The 15,945-nt window shown below is 64.7% G+C and carries 15 protein-coding genes and 1 riboswitch; of the genes, 8 read left to right on the top strand and 7 right to left on the bottom strand.

Annotated features, from left to right (window positions below):
- Positions 1-7 precede the first annotated feature (7 nt).
- From X738_RS56075 to X738_RS56050, 6 genes are all read right to left on the bottom strand, one after another.
- Positions 8-1,339: an NADH-quinone oxidoreductase subunit E gene (locus X738_RS56075; protein WP_023798855.1), complete on the bottom strand. Its 1,332-nt coding sequence runs from the start codon at positions 1,337-1,339 to the stop codon at positions 8-10.
- Positions 1,340-2,530: an NADH-quinone oxidoreductase subunit D gene (locus tag X738_RS56070; RefSeq protein ID WP_023798854.1), complete on the bottom strand. Its 1,191-nt coding sequence runs from the start codon at positions 2,528-2,530 to the stop codon at positions 1,340-1,342.
- Between the two features lie 48 nt (positions 2,531-2,578).
- The gene (locus X738_RS56065) at positions 2,579-2,917 is read right to left on the bottom strand and encodes a four helix bundle protein (protein ID WP_245277641.1); all 339 of its coding nucleotides are present in this window, start codon (positions 2,915-2,917) and stop codon (positions 2,579-2,581) included.
- A 77-nt stretch (positions 2,918-2,994) separates the two neighbouring features.
- Positions 2,995-3,594 carry an NADH-quinone oxidoreductase subunit C gene (locus tag X738_RS56060; protein WP_084833695.1) on the bottom strand — a complete coding sequence of 200 codons (600 nt, stop codon included), beginning with the start codon at positions 3,592-3,594 and terminating at the stop codon, positions 2,995-2,997.
- 5 nt (positions 3,595-3,599) lie between these two features.
- Positions 3,600-4,181, bottom strand: a complete 582-nt coding sequence (locus tag X738_RS56055) for a NuoB/complex I 20 kDa subunit family protein (protein ID WP_023798851.1) — start codon at positions 4,179-4,181, stop codon at positions 3,600-3,602.
- Complete coding sequence (locus X738_RS56050) at positions 4,172-4,537, bottom strand: NADH-quinone oxidoreductase subunit A (RefSeq protein WP_023798850.1); 366 nt, start codon at positions 4,535-4,537, stop codon at positions 4,172-4,174. Before X738_RS56050 ends, X738_RS56055 begins: the two co-directional genes overlap by 10 nt.
- A 333-nt stretch (positions 4,538-4,870) precedes the next feature.
- Here X738_RS56050 and X738_RS56045 point away from each other — a divergent pair, with 333 nt between their 5' ends.
- The 8 genes from X738_RS56045 (at position 4,871) to X738_RS56010 (ending at position 15,095) form a co-directional block, all read left to right on the top strand.
- Positions 4,871-6,070, top strand: a complete 1,200-nt coding sequence (locus tag X738_RS56045) for a winged helix-turn-helix domain-containing protein (protein WP_023798849.1) — start codon at positions 4,871-4,873, stop codon at positions 6,068-6,070.
- 29 nt (positions 6,071-6,099) lie between these two features.
- A riboswitch (cobalamin riboswitch) is annotated at positions 6,100-6,302 on the top strand.
- A gap of 38 nt (positions 6,303-6,340) precedes the next feature.
- Positions 6,341-6,775 (top strand): DUF1636 family protein, encoded by a 435-nt coding sequence (locus X738_RS56040; RefSeq protein ID WP_023798848.1) that lies wholly within the window; start codon positions 6,341-6,343, stop codon positions 6,773-6,775.
- On the top strand, positions 6,772-7,809 hold the full coding sequence (gene cobW, locus X738_RS56035) for a cobalamin biosynthesis protein CobW (protein WP_023798847.1): 1,038 nt from the start codon (positions 6,772-6,774) through the stop codon (positions 7,807-7,809). The genes X738_RS56040 and cobW overlap by 4 nt, the downstream gene beginning before the upstream one ends.
- 18 nt (positions 7,810-7,827) lie before the next feature.
- The gene (cobN, locus tag X738_RS56030; RefSeq protein WP_023798846.1) at positions 7,828-11,445 is read left to right on the top strand and encodes a cobaltochelatase subunit CobN; all 3,618 of its coding nucleotides are present in this window, start codon (positions 7,828-7,830) and stop codon (positions 11,443-11,445) included.
- A complete protein-coding gene (cobG, locus tag X738_RS56025; protein ID WP_023798845.1) occupies positions 11,442-12,941 on the top strand; it encodes a precorrin-3B synthase in 1,500 nt (499 codons plus the stop codon). The genes cobN and cobG overlap by 4 nt, the downstream gene beginning before the upstream one ends.
- 2 nt (positions 12,942-12,943) lie before the next feature.
- Complete coding sequence (locus X738_RS56020) at positions 12,944-13,579, top strand: precorrin-8X methylmutase (protein ID WP_023798844.1); 636 nt, start codon at positions 12,944-12,946, stop codon at positions 13,577-13,579.
- Positions 13,576-14,334 (top strand): precorrin-2 C(20)-methyltransferase, encoded by a 759-nt coding sequence (locus tag X738_RS56015; RefSeq protein ID WP_023798843.1) that lies wholly within the window; start codon positions 13,576-13,578, stop codon positions 14,332-14,334. Before X738_RS56020 ends, X738_RS56015 begins: the two co-directional genes overlap by 4 nt.
- Complete coding sequence (locus X738_RS56010; protein WP_023798842.1) at positions 14,331-15,095, top strand: precorrin-3B C(17)-methyltransferase; 765 nt, start codon at positions 14,331-14,333, stop codon at positions 15,093-15,095. The genes X738_RS56015 and X738_RS56010 overlap by 4 nt, the downstream gene beginning before the upstream one ends.
- On the opposite strand, the gene X738_RS56005 is transcribed toward X738_RS56010, so the two are convergent.
- On the bottom strand, positions 15,059-15,823 hold the full coding sequence (locus X738_RS56005; protein WP_023798841.1) for a cobalt-precorrin-6A reductase: 765 nt from the start codon (positions 15,821-15,823) through the stop codon (positions 15,059-15,061). The two genes, X738_RS56010 and X738_RS56005, sit on opposite strands and share 37 nt — an antisense overlap.
- Positions 15,824-15,945 lie beyond the last annotated feature (122 nt).

Raw genomic sequence — 15,945 nt, 5'->3', positions numbered from 1 at the left:
TCGTCCCTCAGACCGGTTTCTTGCCGAAGACGCGGATATATTCGGCGACCCCGCCCTTGGCCAGCGCCTTGGCCTGCTTGACCCAGTCATCGCGCTCGATGCGGCCCCGCAGGCTGAGATAGCCGTCGACCCACGCGCGCTCGGCCTTGGTCCATGACGCGACTTGCACATAGGTGAAGATACCAAGTGAATGCAGGGTGCCTTCGATATTCGGGCCGACGCCCGAGATCAGCTTGAGATCGTCGACCAGTGCCGGCCTGGCGATGCCGGCCGGACGGTTCTTGTCCTCGAGCGAAGGATTGCCCGTCTTGGCACTGGTCGTCTTGACGGGTTTTTTGCCGGCAGCGCCGATCGGCGCTTCCTTCAACTCCGGCGCCTTGAAAGCAGCCGTGGGCTCAGCCTTGGTCTTGGGACCGCTGCGCTGTTTCAAAACTTTTTCGACTTGCGGCGCGGCCTTGTTGGCATTGGCCGCCGAATGCCGCGGTGCTCTGACGCTCGCCGCCTTTTCCGTCTCTGGTGCGACCTTTGCCGGGGAAGGCGTCTCCAGCGCCGGGCTGGTTTCGGGCGCATCGGTCTTCGGCTTGCTGGCTTTCGACGGCGCAACGGGGGCCGCCGGTGCCTGTACGGCCGGAGCCGCTGGCGTCGCGACAATTGCCGCTGGTGCAGCCGCCCTGGCGGCCTTGGCAGCCGCCTTGGCTTCCCTGTCGCGGGTGGTCTTCAGGATTGCCTTTTCGCTCTTCAGCGTCGTCAGGCCGGTGATCGGCTCGGAGGTGATGCGGCCGTTCTGCGGCCCCGGCTTCACCGAGGCGCCCTTGCCGGCATCATAGAGGTCGATGATCTCGGCAAGCCGCTCCGGCGTCAGATCCTCGAAAGTGTCCTTGAAAATCATCACCATCGGCGCGTTGACGCAGGCGCCAAGGCATTCGACCTCTTCCCACGACAGCGTGCCCTTGTCGTTGGTGTGGAACTGGTCGTGATGGATTTTCGAACGGCACACGTCCATCAGCGCTTCCGAGCCGCGCAGCATGCAGGGCGTGGTGCCACAGACCTGGATATGCGCGCGGGTGCCGACCGGATTGAGCTGGTACTGCGTGTAGAAGGTCGCGACTTCGAGCCCTCTGATGTAGGGCATGCCGAGCATGTCGGAGATCGTCTCGATCGCAGCCTTGGTCACCCAGCCTTCCTGCTCCTGCGCAAGCATCAGCAACGGGATGATCGCCGACTGCTCGCGGCCCTTCGGATATTTGTTGATCCATTGCTTCGCCGCCGCCGCATTCGCCCGGTTGAAGGCGAAGGAGGCTGGCTGGAGGCTGGCTTCTGCGAGACGGCGGACTGACATTTATCGATCGACCTCACCAAACACGATGTCGAGGGAGCCGAGAACGGCGGTGACGTCGGCCAGCATGTGGCCGCGGCACAAAAAGTCCATGGCTTGCAGATGCGCGAAGCCGGGCGCGCGCAGCTTGCAGCGATAGGGCTTGTTGGTGCCGTCCGAGACCAGGTAGACGCCAAACTCGCCTTTCGGCGCTTCCACCGCCGCATAGACCTCGCCGGCCGGCACGCGATAGCCCTCGGTGTAGAGCTTGAAGTGATGGATCAGCGCCTCCATCGAGCGCTTCATCGCCGTGCGCTTCGGCGGCACCACCTTGCCGTCGAGGTTCGACACCGGCCCGCTGCCTTCCTTGCCGAGCAGCAGGTCGACGCACTGGCGCATGATTTTCGCCGACTGGCGCATCTCTTCCATGCGCACGAGATAACGGTCGTAGCAGTCGCCGTTCTTGCCGATCGGAATGTCGAAATCCATCTCGGCATAGCATTCATAGGGCTGCGACTTGCGCAGATCCCAGGCGACGCCGGATCCACGCACCATGACGCCCGAAAAACCCCAGGCCCAGGCATCGGCCAGCGAGACGATGCCGATGTCGACATTACGCTGCTTGAAGATGCGGTTGCCGGTGAGCAGTGCGTCGAGATCGTCGAGCGATTTCAGGAACGGGTCGATCCACGTGCCGATATCCTCGACCAGCTGCTGCGGCAGGTCCTGGTGGACGCCGCCGGGCCGGAAATAGGCTGCATGCATGCGCGAGCCGCTGGCCCGCTCATAGAACACCATCAGTTTTTCGCGCTCGACAAAACCCCACAGCGGCGGCGTCAGCGCGCCGACATCCATTGCCTGTGTCGTCACATTGAGGATGTGCGACATGATGCGGCCGATTTCGCAATAAAGCACGCGGATCAGCTGGCCGCGCTTCGGCACGTCGATGCCGAGCAACCGCTCGGCGGCCAGCGCGAAGGCATGCTCCTGGTTCATCGGCGCGCAATAGTCGAGCCGGTCGAGATAGGGCACGGCCTGCAAATAGGTCTTGGCTTCGATCAGCTTCTCGGTGCCGCGATGCAACAGCCCGATATGCGGATCGACGCGATCGACGACTTCGCCATCGAGTTCTAGCACAAGACGCAAAACACCATGCGCCGCCGGATGTTGCGGGCCGAAATTGATGTTGAAGTTGCGGACGGAAGTTTCAGCCATGGATCGCCTTTGGCGATGAGTGAATGGTGAATAGTGAATGGTGAATGGTCATTGGCTTGAACTGACCTCCAGCGATCGAATGAACGAACGCATCATCTTTCCTAACTTCTCGAACCTGACCGACAACAGCCCTGCACTCTTCTCGTCCAACAATCCCACGCTCATCGCAAGAAGCGTATGGGTTTCCAGTTCCTTCAACGAACCTTGCGCAATACGAAGGAACTGAACGAAGGGCTTGCGCTGACCGCGGCCGAAACCCTCGGCGATATTTGCCGGTATCGACGATGCCGCGCGCCGCATCTGCGATGTCATGCCGAACATTTCCTCTCGCGGGAATGCTTTCGTCGCGAGATAAATGTCCGCAGCCAATCCATCGAATCTTTCCATACGTTCAAATCTCGATAGTCGTTGATTTTCCCGGACGTCTCATCCCGTCTTTCCATTCACTATTCACTATTCACCATTCACTGTTTCGCCTTCTCGTCGCCCGGCAGAACGTAGTCCGTCCCTTCCCATGGCGAGAGAAAATCGAAATTGCGGAATTCCTGTTTCAATTCCACCGGCTCGTAGATGACCCGCTTGGCTTCGTCGTCGTAGCGCACCTCGACGAAACCGGTCAGCGGGAAATCCTTGCGCAGCGGATGACCTTCGAAGCCGTAGTCCGTCAGGATCCTGCGCAAATCGGGATGGCCCGAAAACAGCACGCCATAGAGATCGTAGGTCTCGCGTTCGAACCAGTCGGCGCCGGGATAAACGCCGGTGATCGATGGCACCACCGTCTCCTCGTCGGCCTGGACCTTGATGCGGATGCGAATATTCTGCTTCGGCGACAGCAGGTGATAGACGACGTCGAAGCGCTTGGCCCGCGACGGATAATCGGCGCCGCAAACGTCGATGATCGAGATGAACTGGCATTTTGGATCGTCGCGCAGGAAGCTCACCACCTCGATCAGATCGTGCGGCTCGAGCGAGATCGTGAGTTCGCCATAGGCAAGCACCGCATCGCCGATCCGGCCGCTCAGCTTCTCGCCGAGATAGGTCGAGAGTTCATTCAGGCTCATCATCGCGCTCACCGCTCGATCGTGCCGGTGCGGCGGATCTTCTTTTGCAACAGAAGGATGCCGTAGAGCAGCGCTTCCGCGCTAGGCGGACAGCCGGGCACATAGATGTCGACAGGCACGACGCGATCGCAGCCGCGCACCACCGAATAGGAATAGTGATAGTAGCCGCCGCCATTGGCGCAGGAGCCCATCGAGATGACGTAGCGCGGCTCCGGCATCTGGTCGTAGACCTTGCGCAGCGCCGGCGCCATCTTGTTGGTCAGCGTGCCGGCGACGATCATGATGTCGGACTGGCGCGGCGAGGCGCGCGGCGCAACGCCGAACCTCTCCGAGTCATAGCGCGGCATCGAGGTGTGGATCATCTCGACCGCACAGCAGGCAAGACCGAAGGTCATGAACATCAGCGAGCCGCTGCGCGCCCAGGTGATCAGCGCCTCGGTCGAGGTGACGAGAAAGCCCTTGTCGGCAAGCTCGTCGTTGATCTCGAGGAAGAAGGGATCATTCGCCCCCACCGGCTTTCCGGTGCTGGGGTCGAGAATGCCTTTTGGCTTCGGCGCGACGAGCGTGCCGGAATTGTCGCTCAATCCCATTCCAGCGCTCCTTTCTTCCATTCATAGGCAAAGCCGATGGTCAGCACCGCCAAAAACACCATCATCGACCAGAAACCCAGCATGCCGATCTGGCTGAAAGACACTGCCCACGGAAACAGGAAGGCCACTTCCAGATCGAAGATGATGAACAGGATCGACACCAGGTAGAAGCGGATGTCGAACTTCATGCGGGCATCGTCAAAGGAGTTGAAGCCGCATTCATAGGCGGAAAGCTTTTCCGGATCGGGATTGCGGTAGGCCACCAGAAAGGGTGCGGCAAGCAGCGCCAGGCCGACGACCAGCGCCACGCCGATGAACAGGACGATGGGCAGGTACGAACTCAACAATGCGTTCATGCTGCAGCTTTCCGTTGGCGGCCAATCCACTCTGATTACAGCACCGGACCCACTTGCGGAAGCGTGACAGTTTAACCACTGAACCGTTTTAGGAGGCGCTATGCTGCAACGCGGCGAGGGTTAGCGCAGGGCTTTCGGCGAAGCAAGTCAAACCTTGTTCAAAACACGGTGCTCGACGGCATATCCGGATAAACTGGTCCAATCCGCTCCTGTTTGATTTCCTTCACTTTTTACTCCACTTTTCTCTCCTGACATGGATACCGCCAAAACCCTGCTAGCATGGCGGAATCATCTCTCCCACCTTTGGTCGAACGCCGACAGAGTGCCGTCTGCATGAAGGAAAAAATCTCGCTCGCCATGGCCCGGCGCATCGCGCTTGCCGCACAGGGGTTTGCCGATCCTCGCCCTAACGGCACGCCCGATCGCCGCCATCTGGCCCGTGTGCTTGGCCGGACCGGTCTGCTGCAGATCGATTCCGTCAGCGCGGTGGTGCGTGCCCATTATATGCCGCTCTATTCGCGGCTTGGCCCCTACCCGCTCGCCCTGCTCGACAACGCCGCCGTGACGCGCAAGCGCAAAGTCTTCGAATATTGGGCGCACGAAGCCTCCTTTCTGCCGGTCGAGACCTATCCGCTGATGCGCTGGCGCATGGAACGGGCCGAACGTGGCGAGGAAATGTATAACGGGCTGGCCAAGTGGGGCCGCGAGCGCGCCGCCTACATTGAAGATATTTATCGCGAGGTCGTCGAACGCGGCCCGATCGCCGCTTCCGCCCTGGAAGGCCAGAAAGGCTCCGGCGGCTGGTGGGGCTGGAGCGACGCCAAGCACGCTTTCGAATGGCTGTTCTGGGCCGGCCGCATCACCACGGCGTCACGTCGTGGCTTCGAGCGGCTTTATGATCTGCCGCAGCGCGTGCTGCCGCCGGAAATACTTGCCCTGCCGGTGCCCTCGCCTGAGGATGCGCACCGCGAATTGCTGCGCATCTCCGCCCGCGCCCACGGCGTCGCCACAGCAGGCGACCTGCGCGACTATTTCCGCCTCTCTCCCGCTGATATCAAAGGCCGCATCGAGGAACTGGTCGACGGCGGTGATCTTTTGCCGGTTCGGGTCGAAGGCTGGAGCAAGCCCGCCTATCTTCACAAGGACGTTCGTTTTCCGCGCAAGATCGAGGCGCGCGCCTTGCTCGCTCCGTTCGATCCGGTTGTCTTCGAACGGACGCGTACGGAAAGACTGTTCGACTTCCGCTATCGCATCGAGATCTACACCCCTGCTGAAAAGCGCCAATACGGCTATTATGTGCTGCCGTTCCTGCTCGGCGAAAGGATCGTGGCGCGCATCGACCTTAGGGCTGACCGCCGGGCCGGCGTGCTGCGCGTCCATGCCGCCTATGCCGAGCCCGGCGCGCCGCCGCAAACCGCCGCCGAACTTTTTGAGGAATTGCAGTTGATGCAAGGCTGGCTCGGGCTCGAACGCATCGAGGTGACGCCTGCCGGGGATCTGGGTTCGGCTCTCGCCGACATTGCGGCGTCGTAGACGTGCGTTGACACGACTGCCTCCACAAGCCTAAATCCGGTTCAGACGGTCTCCTCTCGGCAAAGGGAGGAGCCAAGAGGGAATGCGGTGCGAAATCCGATTTCAAATCCGCGGCTGTCCCCGCAACTGTAAGCGACGAGCCAAGGCCGATAACCACTGGGAAAATCCCGGGAAGGCGGCACCAAGGCGATGACCCGCGAGCCAGGAGACCTGCCGTCTAGGACATAAGAATCCGATCGCCTGGCGGGTTTTCCGGGCAAGGAGCCTGATTTGGAACGCGACAGCAGTTTTTCGGCTGAGACAGCGGGCGTATTGTCCGGCGATGATGATGCTCTGGCCGACGTCACCGTGATCGTCTGCGCCTCCTGCCGTGACGAGACCGGCTCCGACGGCCATCCCCGCGCCGGCGAATTGTTGGCCGAAGATACGCGCCGCGCCGCCTCGGGCGAAAACATCCGTATCCGCAGCGTCGAATGCCTCGGCAACTGCAAGCGCCGCCTCAGCGCCGCTATCCTGCGCGACGGCTGCTGGAGCTATGTCTTCGGCGACTTGACCGTGACCAGCGGCGCCGATCTCATCACCGGCGCAAGACTCTTCGCCACCTCGACCGACGGCCTCATGCCATGGCGCGGCCGCCCCGATTGCCTGAAGCGCGGCCTCGTTGCCCGCATCCCTCCCCTCGACCTTTTGAAGGACCAGATATGACCACTTCCGTCTCGCGCGTGCCCTGCACCGTCGTCACCGGCTTCCTCGGCGCCGGCAAGACGACGCTGATCCGCCATCTGCTCGAAAACGCTGGCGGCAAGCGGCTGGCCATCATCGTCAACGAGTTCGGCGACATCGGCATCGATGGCGAGATTCTTAAGGGATGCGGCATCGACACCTGCCCTGAGGAAAACATCGTCGAGCTGGCCAATGGCTGCATCTGCTGCACCGTCGCCGACGATTTCGTCCCGGCGCTCGACCAGATCCTGTCGCTGACGCCCAGGGTCGACCATATCCTGATCGAAACCTCCGGGCTGGCCCTGCCCAAGCCGCTGGTCCAGGCCTTCCAGTGGCCGACGGTGAAGAGCCGGGTGACGGTCGACGGCGTCATTGCCGTGGTCGACGGACCGGCGCTGGCCGAAGGCCGCGTTGCCAACGACATGGACGCCCTGCAGGCGCAGCGCGCGCAGGACGAGACGCTCGACCACGACGATCCGGTCGAGGAGGTGTTCGAGGACCAGCTCGCCTGCGCCGACCTGATCATATTGTCGAAGAGCGACCTGATGGACGCCGCCGGCTCGGCCCGCGCCAATGCCGTCATCGGCAAGCACGCCGCCCGCGCGGTGAAGATCGTGCCGGCCTCGCAGGGCAAGGTCGATCCCTCCGTGCTGCTCGGCCTCGGCCTTGCCGTCGAGGACGACATCGAGAACCGCAAGACCCACCACGACGACGAGCTCGATCACGAGCATGACGATTTCGACTCGTTCGTCATCGACATTCCGTCGATCGCCAATCCCGATGAGCTGGCTTTGCGTGTCGCCACGGCGGCGGAGGAAGAAAACGTGCTGCGCGTAAAAGGCTTCGTCGAGGTCGGCGGCAAGCCGATGCGACTGTTGCTGCAGGCTGTCGGGCCGCGCGTCAACCACTACTACGACCGCGCCTGGACTGCCGACGACGACCGCCGCTCGCGCCTCGTCGTCATCGGCCTGAAAGGGCTGAACCGCCCGGCCATCGAGCGTATTCTCGCCGGCTGACCTCAGGCACGAGCCGCTATGCACATCCTCACCACCACATCCGCCTCGCTCGACGATCTCGCCGAGCCTGTCGATCTCAGGCAGACGCCTGCGGATGTCGTGGCGCTGTCCTTCACCGACAGCGACCTGGCCGGGCTGGCGGCGGCGTGGCAGGCGGACGCGGATCGGCTGCCGTCGATGCGGCTGGCGGCTCTACGTGACCTGCGCCATCCGATGTCAGTAGACCTCTGGATCGACAGCGTCGCCCGGCACGCCAGGGTTGTTCTGGTTCGCATCCTCGGCGGTTACGACTGGTGGCGCTATGGCTGCGACCAGCTCGCCTCGACCGCCCGCGCGCACGGCATAAAACTGGCGCTGCTGCCCGGCGAATGCCGCGACGAGGATTTGCGGCTGATCGAAGGCTCGACGCTGCCGCGCCAGGAGCTCGACGGCCTGCTCGGCTATTTCCGCGAAGGCGGCCCGGAGAATATGACGGCGCTGGTGCGGAGGCTGGCAAGTCTCGCCGGATCAGACGTGGCGGTCGCGGAGCCGGTTGTCGTGCCGAAGGCGGGATTTTATGAGCCGGGATTGGGGGGCGTAGAAAGACCGGACTTTTCAAATGCCGGCGTTCCTTCGCGCCCCCCTCTGTCCTGCCGGACATCTCCCCCACTTGGGGGGAGATTAGCCGTCACTGACCGCATCGCGAATTCTGTAACGTCTAACGTTGACAACAGCGTCGATGACGGGGCGATCTCCCCCCTTGTGGGGGAGATGTCCGGCAGGACAGAGGGGGGGGCGAAGGAACGCGGCCTTGCAGCCATAGAATCCGCCCCCATCATCCCCATTCTCTTCTACCGCTCGATGCTGCTCGCCGCCGACGTCGCGCCGATCGACGCATTGTTTGAAGCGCTGCGGCAGCGCGGCATGGCCCCCGTGCCGATCTTCGTCTCCAGCCTCAAGGACCCGGCCTCGCTCGCCTTTGTCGAAACCGCGCTTGCCACGCTACACCCTGCCGCCATCATCACCGCGACCGCCTTCGCCTCGGGTGCTGAGCCCGGCGTCGAAACCCCGTTCGACCGCGCCGGCGTTCCTGTCTTCCAGGTCATCGTCGCGACGACACGCCGCGATATCTGGCAAGACAACCAGCGCGGCCTGGCGCCCGCCGACCTCGCCATGCATGTCGTCCTGCCGGAACTCGACGGCCGCATCCTTGCCGGCGCCGTTTCCTTCAAGGGCGAAAGCGAGGTCGATCCAGCATTGGCTTTCCGCGCCTTCGCCAACCGGCCGGAGCCGGACCGCGTCGCCCAGGTGGCGAACCGTGTCGACGCGTTCGTGCGCCTGCAGCGCACGCCGCGCGAAAAGCGCAAGCTCGCCATCCTGATCCCCGACTATCCGAGCGCCCCCGGCCGCACCGGCTACGCCGTCGGCCTCGACGTGCCGTCCAGCGTGCTGGCGATGCTGCACGACCTGAGCGAACAGGGCTACGTCGTTGAAGGGATTCCGCAAACGCCGCGTGCATTGCTGGAGATGCTGGAGTCGGTCGATCAAGGGTTGGCATTGAAGGAGTATCTGACCTTCTCGAAGGAATTGCCTGCTGAGGCAATGGCTGTGGTAGAGGCCGCATGGGGGAATGCTGAAGATGAGACAGGTTGGTGCGAGGCACCCCCCTCTGTCCTGCCGGACATGTCCGGCAGGACAGAGGGGGGTGTTCAAGCGCCCGCTTCTGCAAATTTCCCCTTCCGCGCCGCCACCTTCGGCAACATCACCGTTGCGCTCGCCCCTGACCGCGGGCGTTCAGTCGACCGTCGCGCCGACTATCACGACCCGACGCTGCCGCCGCGCCATGCGCTGATCGCCTTTGGCCTGTGGCTGCGCAAGGCGCTCGATGTCCATGCCCTCGTCCATGTCGGCGCCCATGGCACGCTGGAATGGCTGCCCGGCAAGACAGTGGCGCTCAGCGAAACCTGTTTTCCCGAGATCGTCACCGGGCCCCTGCCCGTCATCTATCCCTTCATCGTCTCCAACCCGGGAGAGGCAGCGCAGGCCAAGCGGCGCATTGCCGCCGTCACCCTCGGCCATCTGCCGCCGCCTCTGACCGGCGCCGGTCTGGACGAGAACCAGCACCAGCTTGAGCGGCTGGTCGACGAATATGCCCAGGCCGACGGGCTCGACCGCCGCCGCCGCGACCGCCTGGCGAGGCTGATTGTCGAAACCGCTGAAAAGACCGGGCTCGCCTCCGAGGCCGGCGTCGCCGGAACCGACGCGCCCGACGAAGCGCTGCGCCGCATCGACGCCTGGCTCTGCGACCTCAAGGACTTCGCCATCAAGGACGGGCTGCACATCTACGGCCGCTCAGCCGAGGGCGAGGCCGATCAGCTGCGCCAGCAAAGTGCGGCGGCCGAGAAATCAGCATTGATCGCGGCCCTCGACGGCCGCCATGTCGCTGCCGGTCCTGCCGGCGCGCCGGCGCGTGGCCGGCGCGATGTCCTACCGACTGGCCGCAACCTGTTCACATCGGATCCACGCACCATGCCGACGCCGACATCCTTCGATCTCGGCAGGGCGGCGTCCGACGAGGTCTTGCGCACCTACATGCAATCGCATGGCGACTGGCCGCGCTCGCTGGTCATCGACCTCTGGGGCTCGGCCTCGCTGCGCACCGGCGGCGAAGAGATCGCGCAAGGCCTGGCGCTGATGGGTTGCCGGCCGCAATGGGACGGCGCCACCGGCCGCGTCACCGGCATCGAGGTGCTGCCGCCGGCCACCCTTGGCCGCCCGCGCGTCGATGTCACCTGGCGCATTTCAGGCCTGTTCCGCGACATGTTCCCGACCCAGATCGCCCTGATCGATGCGGCCGCCGACGCCGTCGCCGCCCGCGACGAGGACGCGACGGAAAACCCGCTCGCCGCAAAAACCCGCGCCGATGGCAAGGTCAGCCCGCGCATTTTCGGCACCTCGCCCGGTACCTACGGCGCCGGTGTCGAGGCGTTGCTGTCGAGCGGCGACTGGGCCAAGCGCGAAGAAATCGGTCGCGCCTATCTCGACGCCACCTCGCATGCCTATGGCGGCGCCGGGGGCGAAGCGATTTCAGCGCCCGGCGCCTTCGAGGATCGTATCGCCGAGGCCGACCTTCTCGTCCATACCGGAGACGACCCCGGCCGCGACATTTTGGAAGGCTCTGCCGATGTCGCCTTCATCGGTGGTTTTTCGGCGGCGCTTGCAGCGCTTGGCAAGAACGCCGACGTCATCGTCCTCGACACCACGGATCCGCAAAAGCCGAAGCCGCGCTCGCTTGGAGAAGCCGTATCTCGGGTGGTTCGCGCCCGCGCCGTCAACCCGCGCTTCATTGCCGGCCAGATGCGGCACGGGCCGCGCGGCGCTTCGGAATTCGCCGAGACCGTCGACCGTCTCGTCGGTTTCGCCGAGACCACCCATGCCATACCGGGCACGCTGATCGAGGCCGTGCACGACGCCTATCTCGGCGATCCCGCGGTGCGCGCCTTCATCCTGCGCGAAAATCCGGCGGCCGCGAAAATCATCGCCGAGCGTTTTTTGTCGGCGCGGCGGCGCGGTCTCTGGCATCCGCTGCGCAATTCCGTCGATGACGATCTCGCCGCACTGATCGCCGAGGCCCAGGCGCTGGGGGTGGCGGCATGAACGCCTTCTCCCGCCGCGGCGCCTGCCCCGCTTTGTCCGCGCCGATGCAGACCGGCGACGGGCTTCTGGTGCGGCTCAACCCGGTCGCTGGAGGACTCTCGCCGAAATGCTTGATCGGGCTCGGTGAATCCGCCTTGCGGCATGGCAACGGCATCATGGAAATGACCGCGCGTGGCAGCCTGCAGATCCGCGGCCTGACATCGGCAAGCGCCCGGCTGCTGGCAATGGAAGTCGACGCCCTCGGCATTGCAGTGCGCACCGGCGTGCCGGTCGAGACCGGACCGCTGGCGGGGCTGGACCCGCAAGAGATCGCAGATCCGCGCCCGCTGGCGGAGCGGATTCGGGCGGCAATTGCTGAAGCTGGGCCGGCACACCGCCTTGGCCCTAAGGTTTCGGTGATTGTCGACGGCGGCGGACAGTTGGCTATGGATGTGATGACAGCCGATGTGCGGCTGGCAGCGGTGCGCACCAATGCGGGAATCAGGTGGCAGGTATCTGTTGCGGGTGATGGGCAGAATGCGAAGCCGCTCGCTACGGTGGGAGACGATGCGGCCCGCGATATCGCCATCGCGATGTTGAGGATGGTCGCCGAAAAAGGCCGCGAAGCCCACGCGCGGGATTTGACGGCTAGGCAGCTGACATCTCTCGCAAGCTGGCATTCCTTCGCGCCCCCCTCTGTCCTGCCGGACATCTCACCCACGAGGGGGGAGATTGCGCCCTGGTCTCCGCTTCCGCCAATCGCTACGGGTGCTAAGGGGGAGCCGGCGGCGAAGCTGCCGATCTCCCCCCAAGTGGGGGAGATGACAAGTGGTGGCAAAGAGGGCAGGACAGAGGGGGGCACCGTGGAGCGCCTTCCTGTGCCGGCTCGCTTCCCCATTGGAATTTTCGATCTGACAGATGGCATCGCCCTCGGCATCGGCCTGCCCTTCGGCAGCATGCCGGCGCAAAAACTCATCGGCCTCACGCAACACGCCCTCACCCTTGGCGCGGCCGAAATCCGCCTGGCGCCACGACGCGCGCTGCTTTTCATCGGCCTCTCCCCGACCGCCTGCCACGCGCTCCAGCAGGCCGCCGCCACCCTCGGCTTCGTTATTGACGCTGCCGACCCGCGCACAAAAATCGCCGCTTGCCCCGGTGCGCCGGCCTGCGCCTCCGGCCGGATCGCGACGCGCGACATCGCCGAGACCATCGCCGCAGAAAACCGCGACCTTCTCGATGCCTCCGTCACCCTCCATATTTCCGGCTGCGCCAAGGGCTGTGCCCATCCCGGCCGGGCGGCGCTGACACTGGTCGGCGGCGAAAACGGGGCCGGACTTGTCGTGGACGGGACGGCGAAGGCCCTTCCCGCCGGATACAGGCCAGGCTATGACGCCGCGCGCGGCGTTGGCCGCATTGCCGCAGCGATCCGCGAAGAACGATTTCGAGGTGAGACCACCGCCGCCTGCCTGACAAGGCTTGGCGCGGCCGGTGTCACCGAACTCTACCGACAGGATTGAACATGCCCGCCCCCTACGACTACATCCATGACGGCACGGCGATCTATGAGCGCTCCTTCGCCATCATTCGCGCCGAGGCCGACCTGTCGCGGTTTTCCGATGCCGAAGCCGATGTTGCCATCCGCATGATCCATGCCTGCGGCCAGGTCGAGGCCGCGCAGAACTTTGTTTTTTCGCAAGCTTTTGTTGCCGCCGCCCGCGCGGCACTGGCGGCCGGCGCGCCGATCTTCTGCGACGCCGAGATGGTCTCGCACGGCATCACCCGCGCCCGGTTGCCGACCGGCAACGAGGTGATCTGCACGCTGCGCGACCCGCGGACGTCCGACATAGCGAAAAGGATCGGCAACACCCGTTCGGCCGCAGCCATTGACCTGTGGGGCGAGCGCATAGCCGGTTCGGTCGTCGCCATCGGCAACGCGCCGACCGCACTTTTTTACCTGCTGGAGAGACTGCGCGACGGTGCGCCGAAACCGGCTGTCATCATCGGCATGCCAGTCGGTTTCGTCGGTGCTGCCGAATCGAAGGACGCGCTAGCCGAGAATTCCTACGGCGTTCCTTACGCCATCGTGCGCGGCAGGCTGGGCGGCAGCGCCATGACCGCCGCCGCGCTCAACGCATTGGCGAGGCCGGGCCTGTGAACGCGATTGTAAAAGGCAGGCTTGTCGGCGTCGGCACCGGTCCCGGCGACCCCGAGCTGCTGACGCTCAAGGCCGTGCGCGCGCTGGCCGAGGCCGACGTGGTGGCGCATTTCGCCAAGCGCGGCAACAACAGCAACGCGCGCGCCATCGTCGGCGCGCATTTTCGTCCTGATTTGATCGAGTTGCCGCTGCTCTATCCCGTCACCACCGAAATCGACAAGGATCACAGCGATTATCGGTCGCAGATAGCGGATTTCTACGAGGAGTCGGCCGAAAAGGTCGCCGAGCATCTCAGCGCCGGCAGGATGGTCGCGGTGCTCTCGGAAGGCGACCCGCTGTTCTACGGCTCCTACATGCACCTGCATGTCAGGCTGGCGCACCGCTTTCCAACAGAGGTCATTCCCGGCGTCACTGCCATGTCCGGCTGCTGGTCGGCCACCGGAACGCCGATCGTCCAGGGCGACGATGTATTGACCGTGCTGCCGGGCACGATGAGCGAATTCGAGCTGACCCGCCGCCTCGCCGACACCGATGCTGCCGTCATCATGAAGGTTGGCCGCAACCTGCCCAAGATCAGGCGCGCGCTGGAGGCGACCGACAAGCTGGCGCGTGCCGTCTATGTCGAGCGCGGCACCATGCCGGGCGGCGTTTCGATGCGGCTGGCCGACAAGCAGGACCACAACGCGCCCTACTTCGCCATCGTGCTGGTCGCCGGCTGGTCAGGCCGGGCCGCCGCATTGGGAGCCGAAACATGAGCGGCCGCCTGACCGTAATCGGCCTTGGGCCCGGCAATGCCGACCAGGTGACGCCGGAAGCGAGCCGCGCCGTCGCCGAGGCAAGATTCTTCTTCGGCTACAAACCGTATCTCGACCGGCTCGACCTGCGCCCGGACCAGACCCGCGTCGCCTCCGACAATCGCGAGGAGCTGTCCCGCGCCAAGGACGCGCTGGCAATGGCTGCGCAGGGCCACAATGTCGCCGTTGTCTCGGGCGGCGACCCCGGCGTCTTTGCCATGGCGGCAGCCGTCTGCGAGGCGATCGAGGCCGGCCCGGCCGAATGGCGTGCCGTTGACGTTTCGATGCTGCCCGGCATCACCGCAATGCTCGCGGTCGCGGCCCGCATCGGCGCGCCGCTCGGCCATGATTTCTGCGCCATCTCGTTGTCAGACAATCTAAAACCATGGGATCTCATCGAATTGCGGCTGCTGGCTGCGGCCGGCGCCGGCTTCGTCATCGCGCTCTACAATCCGATCAGCAAGGCGCGCCCCTGGCAACTTGGCCGCGCCTTCGAATGCCTGACTGCGATCCTGCCGGGCACCACACCGGTCGTCTTCGGCCGTGCCGCCGGCCGTCCCGACGAGCGCATCGAGATTTTTCTGCTGGCGGACGCCGACGCGGAAAAGGCCGACATGGCGACCTGCATCATCATCGGCTCGCCGGAAACCAGGATCATCAAGCGCGGCGAAAGACCGGCGCTGGTCTACACGCCGCGTTCGGCGGCGGGCCCAAGAAAATGATCGACCATCGCGGCAAGGGCTTCGACGGTTTCAGCCGACGCAACGTCCGGCAGCGTCGGCCTGCGGATCATGACCACCTCGACGCCGAGCGCCCGCGCTGCGGCGATCTTGCCGTAGGTCGCCTCGCCGCCGCTGTTCTTGGACACGACGATATCGATGCGGTGTTCCAGAAGCAGTGCGCGTTCGTCGGCTTCCCGGAACGGCCCGCGCGCCAGGAGATAGGTCGCGTCGGGCACAGCGAGCCTTGGCTCGACCGGATCGACGCTGCGGATGAGATAATGATGCTGGGGCGCCGCCTCGAAGGCGGCGACCTCCTGCCGGCCAAGCGCCAGGAAAACGCGGCGTGGCGCAGCGGCCAGGGCCGTCACCGCGCTGCCAACGCTGTCGACCAGCGTCCAGCGGTCGCCTTCGGCAGGCTCCCAGCCCGGGCGCCTGAGCGCAACGATCGGCACGCCGGCCTCTCGCGCCGCTGCCGCGGCATTGGCCGAGATCTGCGCCGCATAGGTATGCGTGGCGTCGACCAGCAGCTCGATGCGGGTCTCGCGGAGGTAGGCAGCCAGCCCGTCGGCGCCGCCGAAACCGCCTACCCTCGTCGGCACGCCTTGCGCGACAGGATTTTCAGTGCGGCCGGCCAGCGACAATGTGATCGCAAGATCGGCACGCGCGGCCAGCTTTCCCGCCAGTTGCCGGGCTTCGGTGGTTCCGCCGAGGATCAGAATGCGCTTCATTGGCACCACGTCAGGCCACGCCGAGCTGCCCCTCACCCTTACCCTCTCCCCGTGAAGGACGGGGAGAGGGGGACGCCAGCGTTGCGGCCAGTTCCCTTCTCCCCGTCACTATACGGGGAGAA

The sequence above is a fragment of the Mesorhizobium sp. L48C026A00 genome, from assembly GCF_000502375.1.
Lineage (GTDB): Bacteria > Pseudomonadota > Alphaproteobacteria > Rhizobiales > Rhizobiaceae > Mesorhizobium > Mesorhizobium muleiense.
The sequence above is the reverse complement of the archived record's forward strand: the minus strand, read 5'-3'. Positions and strand labels throughout refer to the sequence as shown.